26 protein-coding genes and 1 other annotated feature are annotated in these 26,695 nt (G+C 45.1%); of the genes, 9 read left to right on the top strand and 17 right to left on the bottom strand.

Annotated elements, in window-relative coordinates; all coding sequences use genetic code 11:
* Positions 1–106: 106 nt before the first annotated feature.
* The 4 genes from rplT to MHH56_RS07690 form a co-directional block, all read right to left on the bottom strand.
* Positions 107–466 (bottom strand): 50S ribosomal protein L20, encoded by a 360-nt coding sequence (gene rplT / locus MHH56_RS07705; RefSeq protein WP_054028358.1) that lies wholly within the window; start codon positions 464–466, stop codon positions 107–109.
* Between the two features lie 50 nt (positions 467–516).
* Positions 517–714: a 50S ribosomal protein L35 gene (rpmI, locus tag MHH56_RS07700; protein ID WP_053374531.1), complete on the bottom strand. Its 198-nt coding sequence runs from the start codon at positions 712–714 to the stop codon at positions 517–519.
* Between the two features lie 34 nt (positions 715–748).
* On the bottom strand, positions 749–1,246 hold the full coding sequence (infC, locus tag MHH56_RS07695) for a translation initiation factor IF-3 (protein ID WP_144376751.1): 498 nt from the start codon (positions 1,244–1,246) through the stop codon (positions 749–751).
* Between the two features lie 56 nt (positions 1,247–1,302).
* Positions 1,303–1,460, bottom strand: a sequence feature (ribosomal protein L20 leader region).
* A 66-nt stretch (positions 1,461–1,526) separates the two neighbouring features.
* Entirely contained in the window at positions 1,527–2,765 is a 1,239-nt protein-coding gene (locus MHH56_RS07690) for a glycosyltransferase family 2 protein (protein ID WP_076268014.1), read from the bottom strand.
* Positions 2,766–3,471: 706 nt separating this feature from the next.
* Here MHH56_RS07690 and MHH56_RS07685 point away from each other — a divergent pair.
* Positions 3,472–4,044, top strand: coding sequence for a phosphatase PAP2 family protein (locus MHH56_RS07685; protein WP_076268015.1), 573 nt, complete (start codon positions 3,472–3,474; stop codon positions 4,042–4,044).
* On the opposite strand, the gene trmB is transcribed toward MHH56_RS07685, so the two are convergent.
* Together trmB and MHH56_RS07675 are read right to left on the bottom strand one after the other, a co-directional pair.
* Positions 4,041–4,808: a tRNA (guanosine(46)-N7)-methyltransferase TrmB gene (gene trmB, locus MHH56_RS07680; protein ID WP_076268016.1), complete on the bottom strand. Its 768-nt coding sequence runs from the start codon at positions 4,806–4,808 to the stop codon at positions 4,041–4,043. The genes MHH56_RS07685 and trmB overlap by 4 nt on opposite strands.
* Before the next feature lie 153 nt (positions 4,809–4,961).
* A complete protein-coding gene (locus MHH56_RS07675; protein ID WP_076268017.1) occupies positions 4,962–5,171 on the bottom strand; it encodes a hypothetical protein in 210 nt (69 codons plus the stop codon).
* A 282-nt stretch (positions 5,172–5,453) separates the two neighbouring features.
* Here MHH56_RS07675 and MHH56_RS07670 point away from each other — a divergent pair, with 282 nt between their 5' ends.
* From MHH56_RS07670 to MHH56_RS07660, 3 genes are all read left to right on the top strand, one after another.
* Positions 5,454–6,419, top strand: coding sequence for a TIGR01212 family radical SAM protein (locus MHH56_RS07670; RefSeq protein WP_339207558.1), 966 nt, complete (start codon positions 5,454–5,456; stop codon positions 6,417–6,419).
* A gap of 6 nt (positions 6,420–6,425) precedes the next feature.
* On the top strand, positions 6,426–7,019 hold the full coding sequence (locus tag MHH56_RS07665; protein ID WP_339207557.1) for a class I SAM-dependent methyltransferase: 594 nt from the start codon (positions 6,426–6,428) through the stop codon (positions 7,017–7,019).
* A 104-nt stretch (positions 7,020–7,123) separates the two neighbouring features.
* Positions 7,124–8,104 carry a type I phosphomannose isomerase catalytic subunit gene (locus tag MHH56_RS07660; protein ID WP_339207556.1) on the top strand — a complete coding sequence of 327 codons (981 nt, stop codon included), beginning with the start codon at positions 7,124–7,126 and terminating at the stop codon, positions 8,102–8,104.
* Between the two features lie 83 nt (positions 8,105–8,187).
* Here the strand turns inward: MHH56_RS07660 and MHH56_RS07655 are convergent, their stop codons facing one another.
* Both MHH56_RS07655 and MHH56_RS07650 read right to left on the bottom strand, forming a co-directional pair.
* Positions 8,188–10,080, bottom strand: a complete 1,893-nt coding sequence (locus tag MHH56_RS07655; protein WP_339207555.1) for a B12-binding domain-containing radical SAM protein — start codon at positions 10,078–10,080, stop codon at positions 8,188–8,190.
* Positions 10,081–10,237: 157 nt separating this feature from the next.
* Positions 10,238–11,788, bottom strand: coding sequence for a stalk domain-containing protein (locus tag MHH56_RS07650; protein ID WP_339207554.1), 1,551 nt, complete (start codon positions 11,786–11,788; stop codon positions 10,238–10,240).
* Positions 11,789–11,978: 190 nt separating this feature from the next.
* Between MHH56_RS07650 and MHH56_RS07645 the strand changes: the two genes are divergently transcribed.
* Complete coding sequence (locus MHH56_RS07645) at positions 11,979–12,905, top strand: RluA family pseudouridine synthase (RefSeq protein WP_083681946.1); 927 nt, start codon at positions 11,979–11,981, stop codon at positions 12,903–12,905.
* A 148-nt stretch (positions 12,906–13,053) separates the two neighbouring features.
* The gene (locus MHH56_RS07640; RefSeq protein WP_339207553.1) at positions 13,054–13,389 is read left to right on the top strand and encodes a DUF1904 family protein; all 336 of its coding nucleotides are present in this window, start codon (positions 13,054–13,056) and stop codon (positions 13,387–13,389) included.
* Between the two features lie 2 nt (positions 13,390–13,391).
* Here the strand turns inward: MHH56_RS07640 and MHH56_RS07635 are convergent, their stop codons facing one another.
* The 4 genes from MHH56_RS07635 to MHH56_RS07620 all read right to left on the bottom strand — a co-directional run bounded on the left by MHH56_RS07635 (position 13,392) and on the right by MHH56_RS07620 (position 17,743).
* Positions 13,392–13,847, bottom strand: a complete 456-nt coding sequence (locus MHH56_RS07635) for a hypothetical protein (RefSeq protein WP_339207552.1) — start codon at positions 13,845–13,847, stop codon at positions 13,392–13,394.
* Positions 13,816–15,780, bottom strand: a complete 1,965-nt coding sequence (locus MHH56_RS07630; RefSeq protein ID WP_339207550.1) for a glycosyltransferase family 39 protein — start codon at positions 15,778–15,780, stop codon at positions 13,816–13,818. The genes MHH56_RS07635 and MHH56_RS07630 overlap by 32 nt, the downstream gene beginning before the upstream one ends.
* Complete coding sequence (locus tag MHH56_RS07625) at positions 15,773–17,077, bottom strand: MFS transporter (RefSeq protein WP_339207548.1); 1,305 nt, start codon at positions 17,075–17,077, stop codon at positions 15,773–15,775. The genes MHH56_RS07630 and MHH56_RS07625 overlap by 8 nt, the downstream gene beginning before the upstream one ends.
* 105 nt (positions 17,078–17,182) lie before the next feature.
* Entirely contained in the window at positions 17,183–17,743 is a 561-nt protein-coding gene (locus tag MHH56_RS07620; protein ID WP_339207547.1) for a GNAT family N-acetyltransferase, read from the bottom strand.
* A 69-nt stretch (positions 17,744–17,812) separates the two neighbouring features.
* Between MHH56_RS07620 and MHH56_RS07615 the strand changes: the two genes are divergently transcribed.
* On the top strand, positions 17,813–20,047 hold the full coding sequence (locus MHH56_RS07615) for a UvrD-helicase domain-containing protein (protein ID WP_339207546.1): 2,235 nt from the start codon (positions 17,813–17,815) through the stop codon (positions 20,045–20,047).
* Positions 20,048–20,065: 18 nt separating this feature from the next.
* Positions 20,066–21,052, top strand: coding sequence for an HD domain-containing phosphohydrolase (locus tag MHH56_RS07610; protein ID WP_339207545.1), 987 nt, complete (start codon positions 20,066–20,068; stop codon positions 21,050–21,052).
* Between the two features lie 70 nt (positions 21,053–21,122).
* Here MHH56_RS07610 and MHH56_RS07605 read toward each other — a convergent pair whose 3' ends face one another.
* Genes MHH56_RS07605 through MHH56_RS07585 form a run of 5 tightly spaced genes read right to left on the bottom strand, consistent with a single transcriptional unit; the run spans position 21,123 to position 25,397 of the window.
* Positions 21,123–21,683 carry a GNAT family protein gene (locus tag MHH56_RS07605; protein ID WP_339209529.1) on the bottom strand — a complete coding sequence of 187 codons (561 nt, stop codon included), beginning with the start codon at positions 21,681–21,683 and terminating at the stop codon, positions 21,123–21,125.
* 32 nt (positions 21,684–21,715) lie between these two features.
* Positions 21,716–22,210, bottom strand: coding sequence for a 2,4'-dihydroxyacetophenone dioxygenase family protein (locus tag MHH56_RS07600; protein ID WP_339207544.1), 495 nt, complete (start codon positions 22,208–22,210; stop codon positions 21,716–21,718).
* 15 nt (positions 22,211–22,225) lie between these two features.
* Positions 22,226–23,107, bottom strand: coding sequence for an RNA polymerase sigma factor SigJ (sigJ, locus tag MHH56_RS07595; protein WP_339207543.1), 882 nt, complete (start codon positions 23,105–23,107; stop codon positions 22,226–22,228).
* 37 nt (positions 23,108–23,144) lie between these two features.
* The gene (locus tag MHH56_RS07590) at positions 23,145–24,338 is read right to left on the bottom strand and encodes an FAD-dependent oxidoreductase (protein ID WP_339207542.1); all 1,194 of its coding nucleotides are present in this window, start codon (positions 24,336–24,338) and stop codon (positions 23,145–23,147) included.
* A 60-nt stretch (positions 24,339–24,398) separates the two neighbouring features.
* Positions 24,399–25,397, bottom strand: coding sequence for a phosphotransferase (locus MHH56_RS07585; protein WP_339207541.1), 999 nt, complete (start codon positions 25,395–25,397; stop codon positions 24,399–24,401).
* A gap of 223 nt (positions 25,398–25,620) precedes the next feature.
* On the opposite strand from MHH56_RS07585, the gene MHH56_RS07580 reads away from it, so the two are divergent.
* A complete protein-coding gene (locus MHH56_RS07580) occupies positions 25,621–26,649 on the top strand; it encodes a Glu/Leu/Phe/Val dehydrogenase dimerization domain-containing protein (RefSeq protein WP_339207539.1) in 1,029 nt (342 codons plus the stop codon).
* Positions 26,650–26,695 lie beyond the last annotated feature (46 nt).

Below are 26,695 nucleotides of genomic sequence, written 5' to 3'. Positions count from 1 at the left end.
TAAATGTGCGCATGTCGGTTCATTTTCGCAAAAAAAAAACCGCAAAAAAGGCTGTCCAAAAATCATCGATTAGATGACTTGGACAGCCCTTATATGAGGTCAACGCCTAAGCGTTAATTTTTTCTTTTGCAATGCCAGCAAGCGAGTTGAACGAAGTCATATCGTTAACTGCAAGGTCAGCAAGGATTTTGCGGTTTACTTCTACGCCCGCAAGTTTCAAGCCGTGCATGAATTTGTTGTACGAAAGTCCGTTAATACGAGCTGCCGCGTTAATACGAACGATCCACAGTCTGCGGATGTCACGTTTTTTGTTGCGACGGTCACGGTAAGCGTACATTAGGGACTTACCAACTTGCTCCTTCGCTGTTTTAAACAGACGATGTTTCGAACCGAAATAACCTTTAGCTAGCTTTAGAATTCTTTTGCGACGACGAGTGCGGACAAAACCGCCTTTAACTCTTGCCATGAGTGGAAACCTCCTGTAGGTTGAATTAGCTTATTTGGTGTAGCTTATTATTACAAGTTAGAAAGGCCTTGTTTCAAACGACGAACGTCGCCAGCAGCCATAAGCGGTTGGCCAGCAAGTACGCGTTTTTGACGACCGGATTTGTGTGAAAGCAAGTGGTTACGGTAAGCTTTGTAACGTTTTACTTTACCAGTTCCAGTAATTTTAAAGCGGTCTTTCAGACTGCTGTGAGTTTTCATCTTAGGCATATCAGTTATCCTCCTTAAAGTTCTTCATCAGTTGTTAGCTGTTGGTTTTGGGTGCCAAAATCATAATCATGCTCCGGCCTTCCAGCTTAGGAGCGCGCTCAACGCTGCATAATTCGGCAACCTCTTTTGAAAGACGATCCAAAATCTTTTGGCCTAGAGATGCATGAGCAATCTCACGACCGCGGAATCTTACGGATGCTTTCACTTTATCGCCTTCATTGAGAAACTTAACAACGTTACGAAACTTCGTTTGGTAGTCATTTTCATCAATGTTAGCACGGAACCAAACTTCTTTAAGATCAACAATCTTTTGGTTTTTGCGTGCTTCTTTTTCTTTCTTCTGCTGCTCATAACGGAATTTTCCGTAGTCCATGATGCGGCATACCGGCGGTTTAGCCGTCGGTGCGACGTTCACCAGGTCCAAATTCAACTCGATAGCAAGCTGCATAGCATCGCGAATGGATTTAATACCGATTTGCTCGCCTTCAGCACCTACTAAACGCACTTCTCTGGCCCGGATTTCATCATTGATTTGATGTTCTCTGCTAATAACGTGCCACCTCCAAAAATGGTTTGTTCATGTCTCCACGCAATAAAAAAATGCGGGTTCGCTCGAACCCGCATCTCATAACCGTACATGTATGTCAGAGCATCACTTCAGTTGAAATGATGGAATGACTAATCGATTATCGCGAACCAGCCAGCCTGAGCCGAAAGGTGAGAAGCGGGTGCTTCTGCTTGTGCGTATTAAGTTAGTTGTAAATGTTACCGTGTTACTATACCATGGCCTACAAAGCCTTGTCAACAAGCGATTACACTTGTTTGCTTTGAACTTCTTCAAGACGGATGACACGTGTATGCTGGGTATGACTCCACTTTTTGTTGTTTTGCGTGAAGAATGCATGCACCGTTATCGGCCACCATGACAAGGTGAACAATAGAAAGGTCGGAATCCGCAAATATAGCTTCCACGAAACTTTAGCCATATACATGGATAAAGGTATTTGCACAAAAATATATGCCATGTACGGAATGCTCAGCCAAATTGGAAGCAGGTTGTACACGGAGGTGACGTTATCTCCGCCTGACAGCAGGATGTCTCCCCAAATGATCGCTGCAATAAAAAATCCAGCCAAATAATTATAAGCATTGAACACATAAAGGGCCGCATCAATCTTCGTCATGCTGCGATCCTTGATTCCCTGCCAAAGCAGAGGAAGCATATGTTTACGAGTAACATCAAAGTGTCCTTGCATCCAGCGAAGCCTTTGGCGAGCTGATGCTTGGAACGTAATCGGCTTCTCGTCGAACACCTTTGCCTCAAAGTTGAACTTCGGATAAATTCCGCGTTTAATGCAGCGGACTGTAAATTCTAAATCTTCAACCAAGCTTGTAGCTCCCCAGCCCATTTCCTGAAGCAGCTTTGAATCAAAGCACATGCCTGTTCCACCTAGAAAGTTGGCAAGGCCAAGATTTGTACGCGGAAGCTGCCAAAGCCGGTTGCAGAACCAGTAGTTAATTGCATTTGCTGAGCTGACCCAAGAATCATTTGGATTTTTTGTATCCAGGTAACCTTGAATAACTCGGAATCCATTGCTCAAATCATTGTTCATGTACTGCAAGAAATCAGTCGCTACAAGGTTATCGGCATCAAAGATTGCTACGCCGTCGTAGCTCTTTGGCATAGCCCACAGCTCTTTAAGCATCCACTCAACCGCAAAGCCCTTGCCGCGTTGATTTGGATTTTCACGAACACATGCATATACTCCATCATAACTATTTACAACATCGACTGTACCATCGGTGCAATTATCGCAAATTACAAAAATATCATAAAGCTCCCGTGGATATTTCATTTTTTGCAAGTTTTCAATCAGTGCGCCAACAACCTGCTCTTCGTTATGAGCTGCTATCAGCAATGCGAATGTCTTTTTCGGTGCATGAGAAAGATCTTCTTTTTTACGCCGCCATCCGAAAAACGTTAAAAACAGCTGATACACACCTAGCAACGCAAATAGAATTTGAACCACAAACATAATCGTATTGAACATGCGGCATTACCCCTTTAGACCCCATTTTTTTTGCTTTTTTTCAGCATCCACCCGTGGCTGCCGTAAGCTTTTTATTATATATTTTCTCTTTGTATGAGTGTTTCTCTGCAAACACTCTCGGACCTTAATTGATTCTCCACAGAAACAACTTCTTTGTCAAAAGTTGAATTAGTCTTCATTGCGCTTAATCTCGGCAGAAAAACGCTTGCATTGCACACGGATGAATACATTACCTCCTTTTACGACGACTCAGCCTTATTTTCAACCAATTGCTAAGTTTTTAGCACTAACGTCCTTATTTACGTTAAAATGTGTGAAAATGTTTCTTAAATCGAAATAGGTCTATGTGACGAACAAGTGAACGAGAAAGTTCCGTTCCGACATCTTTTGCGGTTTCGACAGACCCTGTCACAACCGCGTGGAATTTGTCCATTACAGTTTTACCATCAAATGCACATTATTAAACAGTAATTTGAAATCAATATTTATTCCCTGTATTTGGAGTGGAAATAGGATACCGATAGACGAATGACAGCGCATTCTCATCAGGCAGCACCCATGAAAAGCAAGTTAGTGCTATAATACTTACTTATCCTTAATATAGGGACAAGAAATAGTTTACGCTCAGCGAACAAAAACATGCTAAAATTAAGTCTGGAATTGATAAATGTTATAGAAGTAAGCCACCGTTAGGAGGATGACAGCGATGGAACGAATGATAGGCTGGCTGAAAACGAGTGAGCAAAGATTATTAATTTGGGCAAACCGGAGACCTTCAGGGAGAAAAAGACATCGAATTCTGGGGAAATGGTTAAGCACGGTCACACATATGGGCGGCGCAACCTTTACGCTCGCAACCGCCCTTCTATATGCATTACTTGCACCTGCTCCTTGGAGCCTTACTGGGTGGCAATGCTTGACTGCGGTCGTCATAAGCCATTTGCCAGTAGCAATTGTAAAGCGTAAATTCAAACGGCTTCGACCTTATCAAGCGCTGCCTGATGTAAATACATGTCATAAGCCGCTTGTCGATTCTTCATTTCCATCCGGACACACAACAGCGATCTTTGCATGGCTAGTCCCTATATTGCTGACTAGCGGGATATGGATGACTCTGCTGGTGCCGCTTGCGTTAATAATTGGACTATCCGTTGGATGGTCAAGAATGTATCTAGGGCTGCATTACCCATCTGATGTTGCAGCTGGCGCACTGATCGGAACGATAACAGCTTTGGCAGTCAATTATTCTTGGGTATCGTCTGCAGTAGGACTAAATTAATTATCCTCGTCATCCGAATCATTCGATACGGATTCTGATGCCTCAGCTTCCTCTTTAAGCGACTTCTCATGTTTCGCTTCACGATGCTTCCGAATAGCCTCGGAGCCGATAACCGCTTCAACACGATAAATATTTTGTCCTTTTTCCATAAACTTCATCTCATATTCCGTAAACACAAGGTCCTCTCGAGGGCCTTCTTTGTGTAAATGAAGCGAAATATTGCGCATGATAAGCTCCATTTCCGCGAAGCTGTTCAATGAAAACTCAAACAGAGATTGTGAATCCGTCTTAAAGTGGATCTCGCCGCGCTCGTTGAGCAGTTCAATATACTTCGCAACAAGTCTTGGATGCGTTAGTCTTCTGCGCGCATGCTTAGCCTTTGGCCATGGATCGCTAAAATTCAGATGGACGCGCTCAAGCTCACCCGGAGCAAACATCGTCTCGATTCCTTCAATATTAGCGCGAAGCAGCGCAAGATTGGGCGGATGAGACTCCCCTTTTTGCTCCCATACGATGCGTGCCTTCTCGCTTGCGCGGCGAAGAAGCTCATCATACATGTCGACACCAATAAAATTGATGTGCGGGTAGCGCGCACTCATTTGACTAATAAAACGACCCTTGCCCATGCCAAGCTCTACATATATAGGCTGGTCGTTGCCAAAAAACTCACGCCACTTGCCTTTGTGCGGCGCAGCATCAAGCACGACTAGCTCCGGCTGACCCTCTAAACTTTCACGAATACCTTTTCTTCCTCTTAAACGCATATGCAGTGATTCCTCCATTTATCGTAGACGATGCAACGAATAGACTAGTCCTTATTGTGCCCAAGAAATTGAGCATTGTAAAGAGGATAGAAAAAAGCCGCAGCCAATTATCGGCGATGCGGCTTGCTTATCGTGTCATTGGATGTATAGTCGTTACAGCAAAAGCTGATACGGAATCGGAGCGTTCTCTTTTTGCTCACGCTCGTATGTTCCCACTAATACTTCATTCAACTTCTTGCGAGCGGAAATTTCTACACCATGATTATTGTGAAAGCGGACGCCTGTAAGCGCCATCAATTCTTTTACAGTCAGCTCAACAGTTACAGTATCGTCGCCGTGCGGGATTTTGGTTACATTATTCATCTCTAATCACCTCATCGATTTATTAGTAAGAGTATTTCCATTTAATCGACGTTTCATGAATGCAGGTGCATATGGGCTATGTTAGGTTTATTTGTTGTTTTGTCGCACTTTTAATATAACACTTCATGTAAGGTTACGCAAGTCTAAAAACACCCATTTCAAAAAATATTTCCAATTAAAGCGTTTTCCGAACATTCAATATCTATTCACATGACAAACGTGGCTTTTCCACTCGTTTTTCGCTAAAATATAGGGTGTAGGTCTTGAATGAAGGGGAAAACGATGATTAAATTATCAACATCGCAACAGCAGCAGCCACTGCTTTGGGGCGATAAACGATTTCATACATGGAATTATGAAATGCATGAGCAGTTGGGAGGCAAGGTATTCAAGGTTACGCTTGATGCCGGCTTCACTTGCCCAAACCGTGACGGGTCCATTGCAAAGGGCGGCTGTACATTTTGCAGCGCTCGCGGCTCTGGTGATTTCGCGGGCAGCAGGCGGGACGACCTCGTTACACAATTCAATAAAATACGGGACCGTCAGCATCAGAAATGGCAAAATGCGCAGTATATTGGATATTTCCAAGCTTATACAAATACGTATGCGCCCGTTGAAGAGCTGAGGGAATATTATGAAGTCATTTTGCAGCAGCCTGGCGTTGTTGGTTTGTCCATTGCAACACGTCCTGATTGCTTGCCCGATGATGTAGTCGATTATTTGGCTGAGCTGAATGAACGAACCTACCTTTGGGTGGAGATGGGACTTCAAACCGTGCACGAATCTACTTCAGAGCTCATCAACCGGGCACATGATACGGCCTGCTATCTCGATGCTGTTAAGCGTCTTCGGGAACGCGGCATTCGCGTATGTGCGCATATCATTTACGGTCTTCCTCAGGAAACGCATGAAATGATGCTTGATACAGGTCGCGCCGTCGCCAAGATGGACGTGCAAGGCATTAAAATTCATTTGCTTCATCTCATGCGCAAGACGCCGATGGTACGTCAGTACGAGGCTGGTCTGCTTCAATTTCTTGAGCAGGATGAATATGTGAAATTAATTGTTGATACACTTGAGTTTCTGCCGCCGGAAATGATCGTGCATCGCCTTACGGGAGATGCGCCGCGTGACCTGTTGATTGGTCCGATGTGGAGCATGAATAAATGGTCAGTGCTGAATGCCTTCGACGACGAGTTGAAGCGCCGCAATACGTGGCAAGGCAAGTTATGGCAGCAGGAGGTTTAGCGAGATATGGGTTTTCTATCAGTCCTAAGCATGGCTCACAAATGGATCAACGAGCGTACCTCACCGGGTGACATTGTCATTGATGCTACTGCCGGCGGCGGTGTAGATACACTTGCGCTTGCCGAGCTTGTTGGACCTAACGGCACCGTATATGCCTTTGATATCCAGCAGGAGGCGCTTGATCGCACGCAAGAGCGCCTTTCTTCCCTTCAAAATAATAATAAGCTTCCCGATATTAAACTTGTGCTGAGCAATCACGCAAGTATGGCTGAGACTGTTGATCCTTCTATTATCGGACAAGTCTCAGCCGTAATGTTCAATCTCGGTTATTTGCCGGGAAGCGATGATCTCACGATCATAACCGAGCCTGCAACAACACTGGCTGCGCTCGATGCAGCTATCATGCTGCTGCGTCCTGGAGGTATCGTGACCTGCGTATTGTATCCAGGACATCCTGGCGGTGCTGAGGAAGCCGCCTCCGTGGAATTATGGGCAGAGCAGCTGCCTCAAAACCTAGCGCAGACCGTTATTTACAGGCAGACTCAGCGAAAGGCAGCCCCTTACCTTATAGCGGCCGAGAAACGTCCAACTGCTCGTTAATCTTTTGCAACGCGCTCACCTTACAGCTCTTTAAAGCCAATTGCTCTGAATGTTATTTTTAACTGAAGTAGAACGACATACTACCGATATGGGAGAGATAAATAATGACAGTAAAACCTTATCCATTACAATTTAAAGCAGAAATGAAAGAACGCATTTGGGGAGGACGCGCACTCGAAGGTTTTGGCCTTGAAATGCCTGAAGGCTCAATTGGCGAAGGCTGGATGATCAGTGATCACCCTAACGGCATTACAAAAGTAATGAACGGCGAGCTTGCTGGCGTTGGACTTGACCAAATTCGTGAAACTTACGGACCTGTATGGTTTGGCTCACAAGGCTTTTCCGAGAAAAACGGACGTTTCCCGCTCCTTATCAAGCTGCTAGATTGCAATGATGACCTATCCATTCAAGTCCATCCAACGGATGCATACGAAGGGCTGCCTGAAGGCGAACTTGGCAAAACAGAAATGTGGTACATCCTCGACGCTAAGCCAGGCGCAAAAATTATCTATGGCCTAAAAGACGGCATTGACCGTGCGGAGATGGAAGCAGCAATCACAGAAGGCCGCATTATGGACGCGCTTCAAGAAGTAACTGTTGAAGCCGGTGATGCATTTTACATTCCCGCAGGAACCGTTCATGCTCTCTGCTCTGGCGTTGTTGTCGCTGAGATTCAACAAAACTCCGACACTACTTATCGCTTGCATGACTACAATCGCCTTGGGCTTGATGGTCAGCTCCGCGAGCTTCATATCGAAGATTCCCTTAATGTCATTGCCTATGAAGGCGCAGGCGCTGAGCGGATGAAAACAGACAGCGCAGTAGCTGGCCAGTGGCTGACCATCGCTTCTTCTCCTTACTTCATCGTGGAGAAAGGTATCGTAGCCGCGCCTTGGAAGCTGTCCACATCGCTTGATAGCTTCGTTATCCTTGTAGTTGCCGATGGTGAGGGACAAGTGAAATGGGCAGATGGCGAGCAATCCGTTAAAGCTGGCGAGTGCTTCCTCCTTCCAGCTAACCTTGGCGACTATGAGCTCTCCGGCAGCATGACTGTACTTCGCAGCATTGTACCTGCTTCTGTTTAATTTCATATTTTCAAACCAATAACAAAGAACCTCCAAACCCGTTTGCTTCATGGGTTTGGAGGTTCTTTTCATTTCAATCAGGACTACTTAATCATCGCTTCTTGACCAGCTTTAATCTTTAAAGTGAAAGGACGCGGCTTCGGTTTGCTGCTGCCCGCTTCAAGTGCATATAGAACTACAAGCAGGGTATGATGCTCGCGATCAACCTCTCCTGTAGCAAGGAATGCTGCAAGATCAAACGGCAGCTTCTCAATAACCGCATGTTTGTGAAGCTCCTTCTCGCCAAATCGCAGTGCTGCGAATTCAGGAGATACATCCTCTGGGCGATCCGCTAAGTGGCGCATCCAGCCGCTCCACAGCGACTTGTCCATCGTAAACTCCCACCAGATTTTGCGAGGCTTATAATTATGATTAAGGAAATAATCGTATTTCATTAGCCCCAGCACAACGTCCTTATCTAGGCGTTCGCCTGCTATTGCGAGTATCTCTTCTGGTGAAGCAGAAACTCTCTTCGTATCCTCTTGCAGTGCTGGCACATGCTCGAAGTTCTTCTCTGCTGAGATAGGCAGCGATCCAAGAAATGCCGAGAGCCGCGAGAACAGATCCTCCAGCTGATGGCCGATCTTTTGCCAGCCGCTTCGTTCCCAGAAATCGCCGAACGCCTGGAAGAAGTCGAATGGCGATGGAAACACACGATCAACTAAATAAAGCAGCGTATGATCCATTCGGTGCGCATTCCAATATTTCTCCAATACATCCTCTACCCGCTTAATGCGAACGATATCGCCAAATGGCATCAGATCATTGCCTAGCATTTCATAAGGCGATCTGTCCATATAAATATAGCCCCATTTATCTGCTTCACGGCGGAGACCCGTACCGCGCAGCATTTTGAGAAAGCCTAGCTGCAGCTCCTCGGGACGCAGCTCGAATACATCATTAAACGTTCCGCGGAACGTATCATAGTTTTCAAGCGGCAGACCGGCAATCAAATCAAGATGCTGATCGATTTTTTGAGAATTTTTCACTTTCATAACGGTACGCACCAGCTTCATCCAGTTCTGACGACGCTGAACCGCTTCATTTGTTGGATCATTTGTAGATTGTACGCCAATTTCAAAGCGGAATATGCCTGGAGGAGCATTTTCAGCCAAATAATCAAGCACCTCAGGTCTCATGATATCTGCTGTTATTTCAAATTGAAAAACACAGCCCTGATGGTTTTTGATCAAAAACTCAAAAATTTCAAGCGCGTAATCCCGTTTAATATTAAATGTTCGATCGACGAATTTAATAAGCTTGGCGCCTTTTTCGATCAAATACAAAATATCCACTTTCGTCCGCTCCATATCATAATAACGAACGCCAACCTCGATACTGGATAGGCAAAACTGGCAGCTGAACGGGCAGCCTCGGCTTGTCTCAAAATAAACGACACGGCTTCCCAAATGAGGAATATCCTCCTCAAAGCGATGCGGGGATGGCAGCTCATTCAGATTCAGCTTGGGACGCGGCGGATTAATCAGCACCTCGACGCGATCCTCGCGCTGCTTCCGATACGTAATTCCAAATACCATATGGTATTTGCCATCGCCTTCAATCTCAGTAAGCAAATGATGGAAGGTCTCTTCGCCTTCGCCCACCACGATAAAATCAACCTCTTGCACACGCTCCATCCAATAGTCCATATCATAGCTGACCTCAGGACCGCCTAAAATAATTTTGATTTCAGGCATGATTTTGCGCAGCATATTAATAACCGTAATCGTTTCTTCGATGTTCCAAATGTAGCAGGAGAATCCGACTACATCAGGTTTTCTCGAAAAAATATCAGACACGATGTTCATCACTGGATCTTTGATGGTGTACTCTGCAATTTCAATATCGAATCGATCGCCGCTAAACGCCTTCAAACAGCGCAGCGCCAGTGATGTGTGTATAAACTTGGCATTTAATGTGGACAGTACCACTTTCATAAGTAATAACCTCTCTAACTTAAGCATTTGCCTATAAAGCACGTTTGCGAAAGCCTTCAGTGCTTATAGCAAGATGCCTTCTATTGTACAGAAAAAAATCAAAAAAAAGAAGAGGCATCCCTTGCCGCAGATCGCAGCAGCAGATGCCTCCATTTTTTTACACTCTTACTTTAATATAAAGTTCATTTTTGAGCTGCATATCGATAATTGGATAACGAACACGCCATTTGTCGCCGCCAAGTGCTGTGACCTCGCCCGATTCAAAGCCGCGCGGCTCGAAACCATAATCGCGCTCGAAGGAAATGAGCACTTGAATTTTCTCATCCGGCAGCATCTTATGGAACTCATTCCCTAGATTAATTGCCCAAAGCCTGAGCTCCTGAGACATCGACGCCCCGTATAACATATAAAACCTAGGATCAATATCTGCTGTCAGTACGAGCCAGCCAGCGGAATCACGTTTGGCTTCCCACTTCGTAAACTTAGCCTCGCCTTCTGTAGTAGATACAGAAGAGAATTGATCTTTCAGCACCTTCTCGATATCAGCCAAAGGAGCGCCAACGAGCGTATCCGGCAAGCTTGAAGGTAAAAACTTGGCGTTTTTTATTTTCTCCTCTGTCACTTCGCTATTCAAACTAGCAGCATGAATAACGGATACAGCAAAATTCAAATCCGCGCTCGTCCCAGAGTATCCAAGCGTGGTGATACCAATAAGATCTCCGAACTCATTAAACAATGCCCCGCCTGAGCTGCCGTGATCGATAGGAGCACTTGTCTGAATGTATCGGATACCGTCTTCATAGGTGATGTTGCTAATCAGACCGTCTGAAACTGTATTTTGCAGTCCAAGCGGACTTCCAATGGCAACGACTTTGCCGCCTTTATACGAGTTTAACCCGTAACCTAGAACGACCGCCGGAATGTCAATTGATTTTTCTGTTTTAACAATAGCTAGATCTGCTGCCTTATCATAATGAACGACGCCTGTAATCTTCAGCTCATCACCATAAACATCCAGCATAGTAGCAGAGGCTGCATCTCCGATAACATGATAATTAGTAAGAATCAGGTTATCACCAATAACAACGCCGCTGCCTTGAGCGCGATTGGTCATAATGAGAACAACGCTCTCATCATATTTATCTACGATTTCTTTAGGAGTAAGTCTAGGAATGTTTTTCTGCTGCTCAAGCCACTCGTTGTATTCTGCTTGCTCGGCAGCCTCTTGCGATGTGATTCGAACCGCGTTAGCGGCTTTATCCCATTTCACATTTGCGTTAAGAGCTTCCGAGATGAACCGAACGGGTACAAACGTAACGCCTTTGCGAACGACAGCAGGTGAATCGAGCTTCACTGTTTTACCGTTAATGACCGCTTGCTTCATGCCTACTTTAAGAGAAATAGAACGATTGCCTTTACGTCCAATAATCGTCTCCGTCTTGCCTTCCCAAGTTACGGTAGCGCCCAGTGCTGTAAAAATATCGCGCATCGGAACGAATGTGACGCCTTTCTCTGCAAACGCGCCGGCTGATAGAGCTAATTTCTTGCCATCTACAAACACCTGCAGTTGTTGCGTCGATACGGCAACCGTCTTGCTTGCAGCGCTGGCTGCCGCTACAGAATCTACGCCAAGAGTTGACAAAGGGGCAAGCAATAACCCGGCAATGAGCATAGGACTTAGCATAGTCTTTATAATTTTTGTTTTCACGCGATCATTTCCTCCAAACTTTTCCTTTTTCACCATTTGGTAAATCTATCATTAATCCTACCACTCCTCTTAACTCTTTGTCTATTAGATCGAGATTCATAGAGCGTTGTTAAACTGCCAAACAGAAGATTAGAACTGAAGCCCATACTCATGGTATAGTAGGAGCATTGAATCTAGGAGGTTTTTTGGCATGCATAGGGGAAAAAAGCGCGGAGCTCCTCAATCACAAGCAGATAAGAGCAAATCCTACCCGGTTAACGAACCGATGGAACTGCTTCCCTTTCTCATAAAAAATATTTCAGGTGCTGGACGCAATGTAGTGAAATCCATATTAGCGAACGGACAAGTATCTGTAGGCGGAAAATCAACGACCGCTTACAACTATCCGCTTCAGCCCGGTCAAACCGTTACGGTAGGCAGAGACCGGCCGCAGGATAAAATACCGTTGGAAGGGCTCGCGATCCTTTTTGAGGATGAGCATATTATCGTTATAAAGAAGGAATCGGGGCTTCTGTCCATATCATCTGATTCTGCGCCAGAAAATGAAGTGACCGCCTATCGTCAGCTTATGGCGCATGTACGGGTCGAAAATACGAAAAACCGGATTTACGTTGTGCATCGTCTGGATCGTGATACGTCAGGTGTCATGATGTTTGCAAAGAGCGAGGCGGTTCAGCAGCAGCTGCAAAACAGCTGGCAGGATTCGGTTCAAGAACGCAGCTATATCGCGCTTGTAGAAGGATTGGTTAAGAAGGAGCAAGGTACAATCAGTTCGTGGCTGAAGGAAAGCAAAACGCTCAAAATGTATTCCAGCTCCTATCCGAACGATGGTCTGCACGCCGTTACCCATTATAAGGTGCTTCGTTCCAATAAAAACTTCTCGCTACTCGAAGTGAATCTCGAGACAGGCCGAAAAAATCAAATTCGCGTTCATATGGAAGACATCGGCCATCCCGTTGTTGGCGACAAAAAATACGGCGCACGCACACGCATCATTGGCCGCCTTGGCTTGCATGCCCGCGTATTGTCCTTCACGCATCCGATAACCGGCAAGCTGGTCAAGTTTGAAACTGAAATTCCTAAGCTGTTTCTTAAGCCGTTTCATGTGACGGAGTAAGCAGCAGCAAACAAACAAGCACCAGTCGTTATACAGGAATGCCCACTGATTGTGAATCAGGCGGCATTCCCTAGTATAAAGCGGCTGATGCTTTTTTTTGTTATACTACTATGGATATTTAATCTATCTATGCAGGAGGAACAGTGTAATGCCACATTTATTATTCCGCGGAGTACCGTCCGAGCAGTTAAAATCTGTTTCGGCACCGCTTGCTGCTGAGCTTGCCGCTATTTGCGAGTGCGGTACCGATAATTTTACAATGGCTTGTCTGAATACGACCAGCGTTTTTGGCAGTGAGACAGATGATCAAGGGTTTGCATTTATCGAGGTCGGCTGGTTCGAGCGGGGACAGCAAGTAAGAAATCGATTTGCACAGGCAGTTACCAAATACGTCAGCCAGATTGGCCTATCTGAAATTGAAATCGTGTTTCATGCCTATCGTGAGGACAGCTATTATATTAACGGTGAAGCCGTATCGGAATAACCTCATTCCATCTTTCGTGTGATGGACGTTATTTTCCAGTTATCGTTGGAATCTGTATGTAACTCTAACGTGTTGATTTCAATTCGATTTTTATCAGCTTTATCCTTATAAGTAATTTTAACTACGGCTTCTCCTGAAGCATCATCATTCTTGGATGAACTAATTTCAAAAGTTTCTAACGAAATCAGACCATAGTCTTTATTCATGAGAGGCATTGTAACGTAATAATCAACAATGTCCCACTCCCCGGAGTCCCAATCCAAAAGGTTTTGAGACTCCTCCATCTTTCCATTAAGCATGTGGTCGTAATACGCGGTGATTGTTTCCTTCATTCCCATTTGCTTATTTGAGCAGCCTATTAAGACAATAACAAATAGAAGAATCAAAATAACCAACATTACTCTAGCTTGCAGAATAATACGGTCACTATTGCTTGCTCCACGCCACATCATCGACATTTAACCAGCCCGCCCCTCCGGTAAAATAGATAGAAACGGTGTCCCCCATGTTCACGGATACTGCAGGCAGCTTAACTTCTACATATTGCTCTTGTGCGTTAATCGAAAGATCTTCAACCTTTGCTCCATTGATGGAAACCCCAATCATTCCACCAGCAGCGCTCGTACTCACTTTAGCAGAAAGAATATAGTCACCGTCATCAGCAGCCGAGAAGGTCTGGGAAACGACACGACCGTTGCCTGGGTCAACATACATTAAGCTGGAACCGCTGTAAGGACGGTTTGAGCCTATCCCCGTGCCGGAAGTAAATGACCAATACTGCTGCCCTTCCTCAAAGCCGCCGTTCTGAAATGATTCATGAACCTTCAGAGCCACCACTGTTCCTGTACCGCTCATGACCGTATAATGTTTAAATCTTTTAATCTTATAGCCTGAATCCTCACCCGGAATAGAGTCGCTATTTTTGAAAATATAAGCCGCTTCCTCATTTGGCCTTAGCTCTGGCTGCCCAAAATGGTATCTGCCGAATGCCCGAACAAACTGAAAGGGCTCACCCGGATTGATATAGTCGACTGTGCTTATAAACTGCTTCGGATCAATTTGTTCATAAAACAATACATAAATATAAGGCATCATCACTTGATCCGTCACATAAATATTGCCTTCCGTTTCATCCGATGCGTACTGTACAGCTTCTCCAAAGGACTCATAGAAAAGCGGGCTTATTTGCTTCGCATAAATAGTGAAATAGTTAGCACAGAAGAAAACAAAGAAAATGGAGAATGCGGCTATAACGATAGGGAAAGAATACTTAATCCGCTTGTGCAGCCACATAAATCCTGCAACTGCCAAGTATACCGTAGGATAAAAAATAATATTAATACGATTGATATTCACATCTGTAATCAATGTCATTAGAATTGCCGTTCCGAACCAGATAGTAATGACTGCTGTCTCTATGCGGAAATTATTAATCAGTTTCATTACACCATATAAGATGCCAATTCCGATCAGCGGTAATGCTAACGGATACATATACCCAAATTTAGGCATGGCATTCCACAGCAAACCATCATTTTGAGTCAAATACATTTGCAAAAATGATTTAAAATTGTCCGCAACTGTTGAAAAAATATGACCTCCAAATGCGGTAGAGATTTGCTCTACACGAGGAACAGTTAGCTTAGGAATAGAAAACAGAAATTGTATGGTCGCCATGCCATATCGATTAATAAGAAGAAACAGTCCGATAGGTGCTGCTAATATAACGAGAACCGCGCAATTCCAAAGCAGAACTCGAAGCTTGAACATCTTTTTAACAACGAGCAGAGCCAATACGCCTACTCCAAAAACAGGTACAAAAAAATAAGCCGTTCCATAAGCATAAAGTGAAGCGGCTAGTGTTAATGTAAAGCCAATCAGCCATTTCGGCTGCTGCAGCGCTTTGAACAAAAAAAACACTGCGATCAGCACTAGAGTAGGAAAAATATTCGACTCCAGCGCCCATCGTGACATCATAATATGCCAAGGGCATATGACGATAAAAAAAGCTGCAGCCGCAGCTGCATGCTTTCTTTTAAATAGCTGATTTGCAATCCGATAGAATAGCACCATGCTCAGTAGGCCAAATAAGATGCTAACCATTCGAACTGACAGTTCATTTAGTCCGAATAAATAGATAAAAGGCATAGACAGGTAAGCATAAAGCGCGTTCTGACCGCTTCCCCATGCAATAAGATGAACCGGCAGCGATATGCCATTGCGATCAATGCCATAATGCAGAATAGAATAAGCCTCATAGCCGATCGATGCCTCATCCTGATTCAAGCCGCCTGGTACGGCGCCCGCATATACCACTCTCACCGCAGCCCCAACTAGAAACAGAAGCAGCAATAATGGGTTCTTTTTTACCCAATCTATAAAACTAGTCATTACTATGGGTCACCGCTCCGCTTTTTGTAATCATATTCGTAGGACGAATAGGGTATAAATAGAAAAATAGAAGAGCTACAAGCAAAGCTATGAACGGAATGAAGCTGAGCATTGAACGAATGCCCCATACAGCCGCTTCCGCTTGAACCGCGTCCTTCACATAACCGGTAGCCTCCAGCACAACACCCAGAACAACAGCCTGCAGTGAAATTCCCCATTTGACGATAAAGCCGTTCATCCCAAAGTACATGCCCTCTCTGCGTACGTTTGTCTGCTTCTCATCCTCATCAATAATCTCAGACAACAGAACATCCAGCAAAACGAGCAAACCCGCTAAACCGATGCCGATCACGACCGCCGCCATGGCCGCAGTTGCAACGCTGGATACGAATAAAAATGGAATCGTTGCAAATGCGTAAATACTAACGGCAATCATAACGGTCTTGCGCGGGCCCCATCTCTGCAGTAATTTCCCCCATATGTAGACGCACGGGATGGCAGCGACAAAAATAGCGCCAAGCAAAATCGTATTGCTGCTATCTTCAGCTCCGAGAACGTATTTGGTGAAGAAAGGGATCGCCGCGGGCAGCATGGCAAAGGTAAACTGGACGAAAAAGCTGCCGATAACGAATAAAACAAACGCCTTATTCGAGAATGTGAATTTCAAGGATTGAACGAAACCGACCTCTTCACGCGAAACAACCATTTTCTCCTTGCTCGCCGATACCATAACTATAAAGAAAATAAGCGCGATCCCGGCAAAAATCGCTCCCATCGGTCCCCAGCCCATATTCGCATAAACGAGGGGAGGAAGAGCCACACCAATAATCATCCCCAAGATACCGAACATTTGACGCCATGAGGACACCGTTGCCCGCTCTTTCATGGTTGTAAACATTTCAGGGAAAAGTGCAGAATAGTTCAATACAACCATAACGAACATAATGTCATAGAGGAGCACGATCGTTAAGAAGTACCAGAACAGCGCTGATCCGGTGCCAACTGGAAACCAAATCGCAGTAAACAAGGCCACCAGCGGTACCATGCCAAACAGCATGTACGGAATGCGCCTGCCAAAACGGGAGCTCGTACGGTCGGAAATGTGTCCGAACAACGGGTTTAGCACCGCATTGACGATGCCGTGAATCACCATGGCCAGACTGATTAAAGTCGGTTTTACTCCAAGCACATCCACATAATAAAAAACGATGTAGGATGCGAAGGCCTGTGCAATTAAGTTGACTGATAAATTTCCCGAGCTGTAAGCTAATTTCGATTTGAAGCTTGCCATAGCCATAAATAAAACGCCCCCGGTTACGATGAAAGTCTATTATAAATTACATATAACTCTCTCATCTTACCGCACAAACCCTTTTTATTCCATAATTAACTTATTGAACAATTACTTCATTTTCACCATTCGGATATAAGGACTTCCGCTCACTAAAATCGTACCATCCTCAGTAAAACCAAGCTTTTTGTAAATCGCATAAGCTCTCGTATTTTCTGGCTCTACAATCAGCGACAGCCTGCTGCATCCAGCCTCTTCACCCTTCTGTTCAAAAGCGCTAATTAGCGCCTTAGCTATGCCCTGCCCCTGATAACGTGCGGCGACTGCGATGGAATCCAAGTAAAAGTCACCTTCTTGTGCCTCAACGGCAATCGTTTCATCCGCACGCACACCTTCATCTCGCCCAGGACGTGTAACAAATGGCACATCCAGCTCTGCAGCTCCATCGCCTGAATAGCTAAGAAGCATTCCTGCAATGCCATCTTCTCTCCTATCGACAAGTACATGCTTATAGCTAATCCGATTGTCCTCGCGAACATAAAAATCGCCAAGGATGCGCTCTACTTCAGAATCATCCTCAGTTCCTGCCAATGTGTAGGCAATATGGCCGATCGCAGATAGCAGCAGCGGCATTACTTCTTTTAAGTCTTCTTTCACAGCTTGTTCAATCATGATGTCATCCCTCATTCTTTTAATGTTCTGTTATAATAAGTGAATATTATTCTTAAAGGTGATGAAGTAGTGAGTCATGTCTATTATACATTTCCCATAGGCATTCGGAACAGTCAGGTTCCTTTTGCCGAGCAAGCAGAAGCCGAAACGAGCCTTCAGCTTGTTGATCCAAGCCAGAAGGATGCCGGCTTCTTCCGATCTTTAGAGCAATTCGGCATATCGCTCAATAGGCCTCAAATTGCCGCAGTTCGCCATAACAAAGGAGCAGCGCTAACGCTGGCAGGAGCAGGATCGGGCAAGACGTCGGTACTCGTATGCCGAACAGCTTATCTGCTTGCTGTGCAAGGCGCCTTGCCGCAGCATATTTTATTAATGACTTTTTCCAAAAAAGCAGCCGATGAAATGCGAAGCCGAATTCGCGCTCTTCCTGTGCTTAATCCGCAAGCAGCAAGCGGCGTAGAGGCTCGTACCTTTCATTCCTTCTGCCTTCAACTGCTGCGAGGGCGCGGCTATCGCCAAGGCATTTTGGGTGAAACCGGACAAAAGCATATTTTTTTCAAACGTCTGATGCGGGAGCTTTTGCTGCAAAACGAATATGAGCCCGAAACCATTCTTGCACAGCTCTCCGCCATTAAGCTGCAGATGATCAACATCGAAGACCTTCCCGCTTCTACAACGGAGGAAAGAGAGCTAAAGCTGCTTTTCACCCGTTATGAGCAGTGGAAGAAAGAGATGGATAAATTCGATTACGATGATCTGCTGCTTGAAGCGTACAAGCTTCTGAGGGACGACAAGGCGCTGCTTGCTACCCTTCAGCAGCGCTTTCAGTACATCATGATCGATGAATTCCAAGATACGAATCAGGTGCAATACGTGCTCGTCCAAATGCTTGCCGACAAGCATCGCAATCTTATGGTCGTCGGCGATGACGATCAGACGATCTATTCCTTCAACGGTGCAAAAAACGATTATATATTGAACTTCGAGCATCAATATCCAGGTGCCGCAACTTATGTACTGGATATTAACTACCGCTCAACGAGCACGATCGTCGGACTTGGCAATGCTATCATTCAATATAATAAGCTCCGCAAAGAGAAATCGCTCTTTGCTGTCAAGCCCAAAGGAGTTAGCCCCTCCTATGCACGGCTCAAGACGACGCAAGACGAGGCAAAGCTCATTACGGACACGATTAGCATGCAAATTGCTCAAGGCAATCGCTCCTTTGGCGATTTTGCTGTTTTATTCCGTACTGCGAGCAGCAGCAGGGCACTCGTCGAGCTGCTTCTTACAAAAGAGCTTCCATTTATCGACTTCGGCGACGGCCAGCTCTTTTATGACCAGTGGGCAATAAAGCCGCTAGTTGCCCATCTGAGGCTTGCAATGGATCGCCGCAATTTCGATGCGATGGAAATTTTGCTGCCCTCGCTTTATGTCAATCGGGAACAGGCTATGGCATTCATATGGAACCAAGATAAGCAGCGTGCTAAGAAATGGCCGCTCATACATCTGCTTGAATTTCCGCAGATCAAAGAATTTCAGAAAGACAAAATCAAAGAACGCATCAAGCTTATTAAAGCGCTGGCCGAATTAAAGCCTGCTGAAGCTATTATGCAGCTTCGCCAATCCTTTTATGACCAATTTCTTGAAACGAGCAAGCGTCATGAAATGACGGAGCATAAGGAAGGTCTAAAGGAAGTGCTTGATGAGTTCGAGTCTGCGGCGAGCACATATGATACCATCGAAGCTTTTCTGGCCTACATTGATGATATTACGGACAAGCATGCTGCCGTGCAGCAGCTTCAGAAGCATAATCATAACCGCAGTGCGATATCTTTGATGTCCATTCATAGATCCAAAGGACTTGAATTTCCTGTTGTATTCGTCATCGGTGCCTCAGAAGGCATTTTACCGCATAGCTCTGCATTAGCTGCGGATAAGCATAGTGACCGGAGCTCCATTCAAACAGGCGACAACGCACTGGCAGAAGCGCTGGAGGAAGAAAGAAGACTCGCCTATGTTGCTGTTACTAGAGCCCAAGAGGAGTTGTATATCAGCTCCCCTGCTCTGTACCGGGGAAAACCAGCTGAACTATCAAGGTTCATCCGCTCTGCCTTTATGTCTGGTGAAGAAGAGGACGGTGATACAGAATCTGCTCTTGCATGGTTATGTACTAGCGATTCCTGCGAGGTATGGCAGCGTATTATTACGTACGAGGATTCACAATCAGAGACTCGTGCTTGCCCATTATGCCAGTCTCCAATGGAGCAAGGCACAAAGATATTGCCGAAGAAAAAGAAGTGAGGAGAAACGATTTGCAACATGAATGAACACCTAGTCCATTACCTTAAACTAGCTGATGCTGTGATCATCACAGATATAGAACATCATATTCTTGCAGTCAATCCGTCCTACGAGAAGGTTACGGGCTACTCATCACAAGATATAGCAGGGAAAAAGGCTGGCATCCTGCGAACATCCTATACACCAAAGGAAACGCATGATCAGATGAAGCAAGCTCTTAAACAAGGCTTGCCATGGTCAGGCGTACTAACAAATCGGCGAAGAGACAGCAGCATTTGGCATTCCTCCATTACCATAACACCTCTGCAAATCGAAGGGGTAACCTATTATATCGGTATTTTTCGTGAGCTGGAGAAGTTAAAGAGCGGCTTCTATTTACCAGAGGAGCGCATCGGCTCCATTCAAAGCTCGATGCTTAAGGTGCTCGCCATTTCTTGTGAAATTCGTGATCCGGGCATCGAGCAGCATCTCGTCCGTGTGCGGGATTTAACGGAACGGCTCACTCACTTCCATAATGAACGCATGCAATTATGCTGGACGGAGGAAGCAGTGAACCGCATTTCGCATGCGAGCATTTTGCACGATATCGGCAAATCAGGAATTCCGGAGGGCATTCTATATAAGCCGGGTCCTCTCGCTTATTACGAACGAAACATTGTTGAGATGCACACCCAAATTGGCGTTGATATCATTGATAAAATTTATGCTGAGCTTACAGATGATTTATTTAAGCTTGAGCTCGAAATGGGTAAAAATATTATTTTATACCATCATGAAAAATGGGACGGCACCGGCTACCCGCATCAGCTTGTCGGAGAAAACATTCCTATTGAAGCACGTATCGTCAGCGTCGTTGATGTTTATGATGCATTGACCAGCACTCGTCCCTACAAAGAAAAATGGTCCGAAGAACGGGCGCTGGAATATATTAGTGAACAGCGCGGGCTGCATTTTGACCCTGAGCTCGTTGACTCCTTCCTTGCGCTCCATTCTAACGAGATGTAGCTACAAAAAAAAGCGCCAATCCCGTACATGGAATGAACCGTGTCCTCGATTGGCGCTTTATTTGTTTGTTTTATGCTCCATATAGCGCGTCGAACTCATCCTCTAATATAGACATTGTAATGAGATCATGAAACTTCCCATCCATAAACAAAGCGTCCCTCTCTACTCCCTCGCGGTGAAATCCGATCTTCTCATATACATGGATGGCGCGCGGATTAAAAGCGTAAACGCCGAGATGGATTCGGTGCAAATTCAACTTTTGAAAGCCGTATCTAAGCATGAGAAGCAGCGCTTCTGTACCATAACCTTTGCCGCGATGCTGCGTCCCTTGAATACCGATACGTATATTCGCGCTGCGATTGATCGTATCCATATCATTTAGTACAACCTCGCCGAGCAGCTCTCCTGTTTCCTTCAATATAATCATGGAATCAAATCGGTCTTCGTTTATGACGCTAATTTTGCGAATCCAAGCTTCGATTTCCTCACGTGTAAAAGCTTTTTGTGACCCTGTCAGCAGGTTCATCTCCGTATCTTGTAAAAAAGTTAAATAAGCCTCTATATCGGACTCCTTTGCTGGACGCAATAATACCGAATTTCCCTCAATGATGTGTTTTGCATGTTGTGTCATCACAATAATCTCTCCTATTTTTACTCTCAGCATTAATAAATCAACTCATGATTTTCCTGTATATTATTTTGTGCGCAAAAATCCTTATACTTCTGTAGTACAGTGAAAATATCATCTTGTCCGGTAATCTCATCGTTGTCATCGAAGTATTGGAGCGCTCCCCCTAATATAAAGAGCGTCAGCACTTCCTCGTCTTCCGTTGTGAGCGTATGAATATCTCCGGGCGGCTCATAAATAAAGGTTCCCGGGGTGGCTGCCCAATCGCGCCCCTCATATCGCCATTTCCCTTGAATGTTATACCCGATCACAGATCCGCCGGTATGCCTATGCTTGCCTAACACTTGATTGCTTTTTATTTTGAATAAATAAATCCATGTTCCCGTGCTCAGATCAAAACGTAAAGGTTTGAAATAACAGGTATGATTTTTATCAAAAGGAACCCATGGCAAATCATCTATTTTAAATATGCGTTCAGGCAGTTGAAAGGCTTCTGCTAATTTTACAACGGTCTCGTCAATTAACTTCAAATGAAGACACCTCCCTCATGATGATCCGCCAGTATACAATTTCAACAGTTTCAGCTTATCCGGATTTCTTACAATGTATAGATGGAGTGCGCCCCCCTGCACCACATGGAAAAGAGTAACCCCCTCGATTCCTTTATCTGATCGTAAAACAAGTCCCGTCTGACCGTTCAGAATTCTAAGCTCGGCTTTCACACTGCCATCAGCAAGTGGTCCTTTTTGAACCAAACCGAATAGAAACCGAGAAACGTTTTCGCGTGTTTTAATAGGATGAATAGCAGCAGACACTTTACCTCCGCCATCTGAAAGGAGTACAACCTCCTCTGCAAGCAGAGAAAGGACCTCCTTCACATTGCCCTCCGCAAGCTCCAATACAAAACGACGAACCCATTCTTCACCTGCAGGCTGCGCATGAACAGGTTCAGCCTCGGAAATCCCCATTTTGTCTCGCGCACGGCTCAGCAGCTTTCGACAATTGACTTCGCTTTTTTCTATTAGCTTTGCAATATCCGAATAATCGAAGCCCAGCGCTTCACGAAGCACAAATACGGCACGCTCCGAGGGGGTTAACCGTTCAAGCAAAACCAGCATTGCATAAGACAACAAATCGTGGTGAATAACGGCATCCAGTGCATCCGTCTCTTCTGTAATAATGGGTTCTGGGAGCCACGGCCCAACGTACCGCTCTCGCTGCTTTCGGGCAGACTTTAGCAAATCCAAGCTGCGGTTTGTCGCCATTTTGCACAAATAAGCTTTCGGCTCGGCTATGCTCTCTGGATCTATATCATATGCCTTCACGAAAACATCCTGCACGATATCCTCAGCGTCAGCAGCCGAACCCGTAAGCTGGTATGCGATTTTGAACAAAAGCGCTTTATATTGCAGGTAAAGCTCTTTCATTTCACCATCCCTCGTTTCATAACAAATGCTGCTTTTATCATTTTATGAGACTCGCATAATCCCAAGTCATTTTCCGTACCTTCCATCCAAGCTTCCCCGTTATGACAATGTCGAGGCCCCATTGCCTTGTCCATACCATTCCCCGCTCTGGCCCGAGACCAAAACAGAAAAAATCAATATAGCTCTTGTGAACAGGTGCAGAATGACCCATTACATCTGCCGTTATGACCTTCCCCAGCCTATCTGCTTGTGCAGTCGCTTCCTTGCACGTCATCCCATCCGTTAGCCCGCTCACAGGGTCAACAATTTGAGCACAGTCGCCAATGCTGTATATCCCAGGTGCTTCTTTCACACGGTAATTAGCGTCCACAATGACTCGACCATGTGCGGTAAGCGGCAGCCCCATGCTTCTGAGCATCGGATTAGGCAGCAAGCCAAGCGTCCAAATACATAAGCCGACCTTTAAAATCTCACCATCCGATAAGAGAAGATCCCCTTCCCTCTCACGAATAGCTTTGCGTCCATGCAGAACGGTCACTCCGCTGCCCTTAAGCAAGCGCTCCAGCTTCATGCCAACCTTTGCCGGTCCCTCCTGAAATAATCTATCCTGCGCATTTAGCAAGTAGAGAATCACCTCTGACGGATCAAGTCCGAGTGCACTTGCTTCCTTACGCAAAGCATAGACAAGCTCAGCAGATGATTCGATTCCGCTTATCCCCGCCCCTGCAACGGCAACAGTCATCCATCTTTGACGCTCCGCACGGCTTGTTTCCTTTACCGCTTTTCTCAAGTTTTCATGCCAAAGCTCTCGAATATGAGCTGCGCTTGCGAGTCCAGTCAAGGCAATACCGCCCTGATCGGCATCGGGCTGACGAATAACGCTTCCAGCTGCCAAAATGAGAATATCGTATTTTAAATGCTGCTCCTGCCCGCTCTCATCTTGATACAATAACCGCTTATCCCTTTTTTCTATGGTCATTACCATTCCTTGAATAAATTCCACGCCATCCGGAAACAAGCTGCCAAAAGGAACAACAATATTATCATCATTAACAGCCGGCTTGAACAGCAATACCTTCCGAAGATGGTATGGCTGCTTATCAATCAGAATTAAACGGAGCTTCCCAGCTCCTAATTCCGGCTGCAATGTTTTTCGTATTGTCTTGAGGGCGTTAATGCCTGCATAACCGCCGCCAATAATGACACATGTTATTTCCTTTTTCTCTTTCATCTCCATCAGCTCCTGTGCATGTTTGCACATATAACGATAAGATGAGTTTTTTTGTGACATCTACACTAAATTTCTAAAATACTCCATCTTGCTGTCGATAAATCCGTCATCAAAATCAGCTGCTCCGATCAACTCAGATTCACTGAAGCATAAGCTAAAGAGCCAAAGCTGCCTAAGCGCTACGAATATCGGAACAGCTTGAATATCATTTTCGCCTATAGATCTGATTTCTCTGTATCCGCAAATAAATGCATCCCAAAGACGTTCAACCTCATCTTTATCGTGCCTGCTATGAATTTCTCTTGCCAGTCTAAATTCTGCAATGTCATAAGCTCGCCAGCCATAACCGCAAATATCAAAATCATAATGCGTCAATGTCCCATTCTCCGTAAAAGCGACATTCGTATTGCCATGCAAATCCCCATGACAAATTCCAAAGTCCAGCCCTGCTTTCAGATGAATGTTAAGCTGATCTTTTAAGCGCATAACCAGCTCATATAGAAATTGATAATCCTCTTTCCGATTTTCCATATGTTTCTTAATTATGCGAAGCGGTTTGTCTATCAAATGCTCCAAATCGAGCTCTCCCCTTGTGTGCTCAGAGGTGAAATCGTCAGCAGCTTGATGAATTTGAGCAACGGATGCGCCAAATAGACGACTGTCTTCTGGATGCTGCATACGCTTTTCTTGACCATCAGCAAAACTAAACATTACTCCGTACTTCATACCCTCAGGGACCAAAAACTCATTAATAAATGTGCCGTCATTTTTCTCAATCGGTACGGACACGCTTATCCCTTTTGCATGAAGATCGTTTAATAAATCTAATTCAAAAGCAATCTCTGATTGGTTTCTCCGGTCGGCTCGGTACACTCTAAATATGTATTTGCCTTGCTCCGTCTCTAAAATATAAGTATCGTTCATCCCTCTCAGAAAATAGTGCAGACGAGCGGGTTCATGAATGCCATAGTGGGCTTTAATATGCGACAATAAAGCTTCGGTTGATAATAGCGAGTATGCTACAGGAAATAATTGCAAGGGTATCTCATCCTTTTTCATTATCTATTTTATATCTTGAAACCATCCTAGCTGTTTGCAAATGATGAATCTATTCCATTCCACTATAACAAATTATTTGTGCCCGATCTGGTAGAGAATTACTATGATTAATTTTGCCCGCTTTATTGGTGCGGCTTGAGACACATGACGTAGCTCATGATAGCAGCAATGAATACACTACATACAAGAAGCGCGACAAGCAGACCTCAAAGGAGGAATCCACTTGGATGTATGGAATCAAAGCTATGAGCAGCTCATCTTCCTCCAGGATCGTTCTATCGGTTTAAAGGCAATTATTGCAATAGACAGCACAAAGCTTGGTCCTTCCCTCGGCGGTTGCCGGTTTTGGCAATATGCCAGCGATGAAGCTGCTGTCCTCGATGCGCTGCGGTTAGCGCAGGGAATGACCTATAAATCAGCGATCTCAGGTTTGCCATTTGGCGGCGGCAAAGCTGTCATTCTAAGCCAACCCGGTCAAAGCTCGCGGGAAATATTGTTTCGGGCGCTAGGCCAGCATATTCAAAACCTGCAAGGAAGCTATATTACCGGTATGGATCTGGGTACAGATGTTTCGGATATGGACTGGGTTCGCCTCGAGACACCCTATGTAACTGATGTATCAGGATCGCTCGGTGCAGTAAATGATTTCACAGCTAAAATGACCGCATACGGCGTTTTCCTTGGCATTCAGGCCTCTCTCAAAACGGTTTACGGTTCCGAAAATATGCAGCAAAAAATCATTGCCGTTCAAGGATTAGGAAAAGTAGGCTATCAGCTATGCCGCTATTTAAAGCATGCGGGCGCAGAGCTCGTTGTAACGGACGTTGATTCAAAACGAGTGAAGAAGGTTGTCGAGGAGTTTGGGGCAATTCCTTGCAAGCCAAACGTCATTATGCGCATACCTTGCGATGTCTTCTCGCCATGTGCCTTAGGTGGCATCCTAAATGATTTTACATTAGGCCAGCTAGACTGCAGCATTGTTGCTGGGGCAGCGAACAATCAATTAGCCGAAAGCCGCCATGGCGAGAAGCTTCATGAGCTTGGCATTTTGTATGCACCAGATTATGTGATTAACGCAGGCGGCATCATCGTAACCTCTGTTGAGCTTATTGGCGGGGATGCTGCGACAGCACAGCAGAAGGTTGAGAAAATAAATGGTACACTGATGAACGTATTTCAAGCAGCTGACGAACATGGGATTTCTACCGCAGCAGCAGCCAATCGAATAGTGGAGCAATTGCTTAAAGGCTGAATAACCACTCAATCGAAAAAAGGGGATGTATCGAAAGTAGATTTCT

The organism is Paenibacillus sp. FSL K6-3182 (assembly GCF_037976325.1).
Classification (GTDB): domain Bacteria; phylum Bacillota; class Bacilli; order Paenibacillales; family Paenibacillaceae; genus Pristimantibacillus.
This window is presented reverse-complemented; position numbering and strand designations above follow the sequence as displayed.

What these genes read in the sequence shown, in the direction of transcription:
- MHH56_RS07635 (WP_339207552.1), bottom strand. Translation starts at nt 13,847, where the DNA reads ATGTCGATGATGTGGCGTGGAGCAAGCAATAGTGACCGTATTATTCTG.
- MHH56_RS07665 (WP_339207557.1), top strand. Translation starts at nt 6,426, where the DNA reads ATGGGTTTTCTATCAGTCCTAAGCATGGCTCACAAATGGATCAACGAG.
- MHH56_RS07585 (WP_339207541.1), bottom strand. Translation starts at nt 25,397, where the DNA reads ATGAAAAAGGATGAGATACCCTTGCAATTATTTCCTGTAGCATACTCG.
- rplT (WP_054028358.1), bottom strand. Translation starts at nt 466, where the DNA reads ATGGCAAGAGTTAAAGGCGGTTTTGTCCGCACTCGTCGTCGCAAAAGA.
- trmB (WP_076268016.1), bottom strand. Translation starts at nt 4,808, where the DNA reads ATGCGTTTAAGAGGAAGAAAAGGTATTCGTGAAAGTTTAGAGGGTCAG.
- sigJ (WP_339207543.1), bottom strand. Translation starts at nt 23,107, where the DNA reads ATGAAAGAGCTTTACCTGCAATATAAAGCGCTTTTGTTCAAAATCGCA.
- MHH56_RS07620 (WP_339207547.1), bottom strand. Translation starts at nt 17,743, where the DNA reads ATGATTGAACAAGCTGTGAAAGAAGACTTAAAAGAAGTAATGCCGCTG.
- MHH56_RS07640 (WP_339207553.1), top strand. Translation starts at nt 13,054, where the DNA reads ATGCCACATTTATTATTCCGCGGAGTACCGTCCGAGCAGTTAAAATCT.
- MHH56_RS07675 (WP_076268017.1), bottom strand. Translation starts at nt 5,171, where the DNA reads ATGAATAATGTAACCAAAATCCCGCACGGCGACGATACTGTAACTGTT.
- MHH56_RS07660 (WP_339207556.1), top strand. Translation starts at nt 7,124, where the DNA reads ATGACAGTAAAACCTTATCCATTACAATTTAAAGCAGAAATGAAAGAA.
- MHH56_RS07685 (WP_076268015.1), top strand. Translation starts at nt 3,472, where the DNA reads ATGGAACGAATGATAGGCTGGCTGAAAACGAGTGAGCAAAGATTATTA.
- MHH56_RS07645 (WP_083681946.1), top strand. Translation starts at nt 11,979, where the DNA reads ATGCATAGGGGAAAAAAGCGCGGAGCTCCTCAATCACAAGCAGATAAG.
- MHH56_RS07590 (WP_339207542.1), bottom strand. Translation starts at nt 24,338, where the DNA reads ATGAAAGAGAAAAAGGAAATAACATGTGTCATTATTGGCGGCGGTTAT.
- MHH56_RS07630 (WP_339207550.1), bottom strand. Translation starts at nt 15,780, where the DNA reads ATGACTAGTTTTATAGATTGGGTAAAAAAGAACCCATTATTGCTGCTT.
- MHH56_RS07605 (WP_339209529.1), bottom strand. Translation starts at nt 21,683, where the DNA reads ATGACACAACATGCAAAACACATCATTGAGGGAAATTCGGTATTATTG.
- MHH56_RS07610 (WP_339207545.1), top strand. Translation starts at nt 20,066, where the DNA reads ATGAATGAACACCTAGTCCATTACCTTAAACTAGCTGATGCTGTGATC.
- MHH56_RS07670 (WP_339207558.1), top strand. Translation starts at nt 5,454, where the DNA reads ATGATTAAATTATCAACATCGCAACAGCAGCAGCCACTGCTTTGGGGC.
- MHH56_RS07690 (WP_076268014.1), bottom strand. Translation starts at nt 2,765, where the DNA reads ATGTTCAATACGATTATGTTTGTGGTTCAAATTCTATTTGCGTTGCTA.
- MHH56_RS07655 (WP_339207555.1), bottom strand. Translation starts at nt 10,080, where the DNA reads ATGAAAGTGGTACTGTCCACATTAAATGCCAAGTTTATACACACATCA.
- MHH56_RS07625 (WP_339207548.1), bottom strand. Translation starts at nt 17,077, where the DNA reads ATGGCTATGGCAAGCTTCAAATCGAAATTAGCTTACAGCTCGGGAAAT.
- rpmI (WP_053374531.1), bottom strand. Translation starts at nt 714, where the DNA reads ATGCCTAAGATGAAAACTCACAGCAGTCTGAAAGACCGCTTTAAAATT.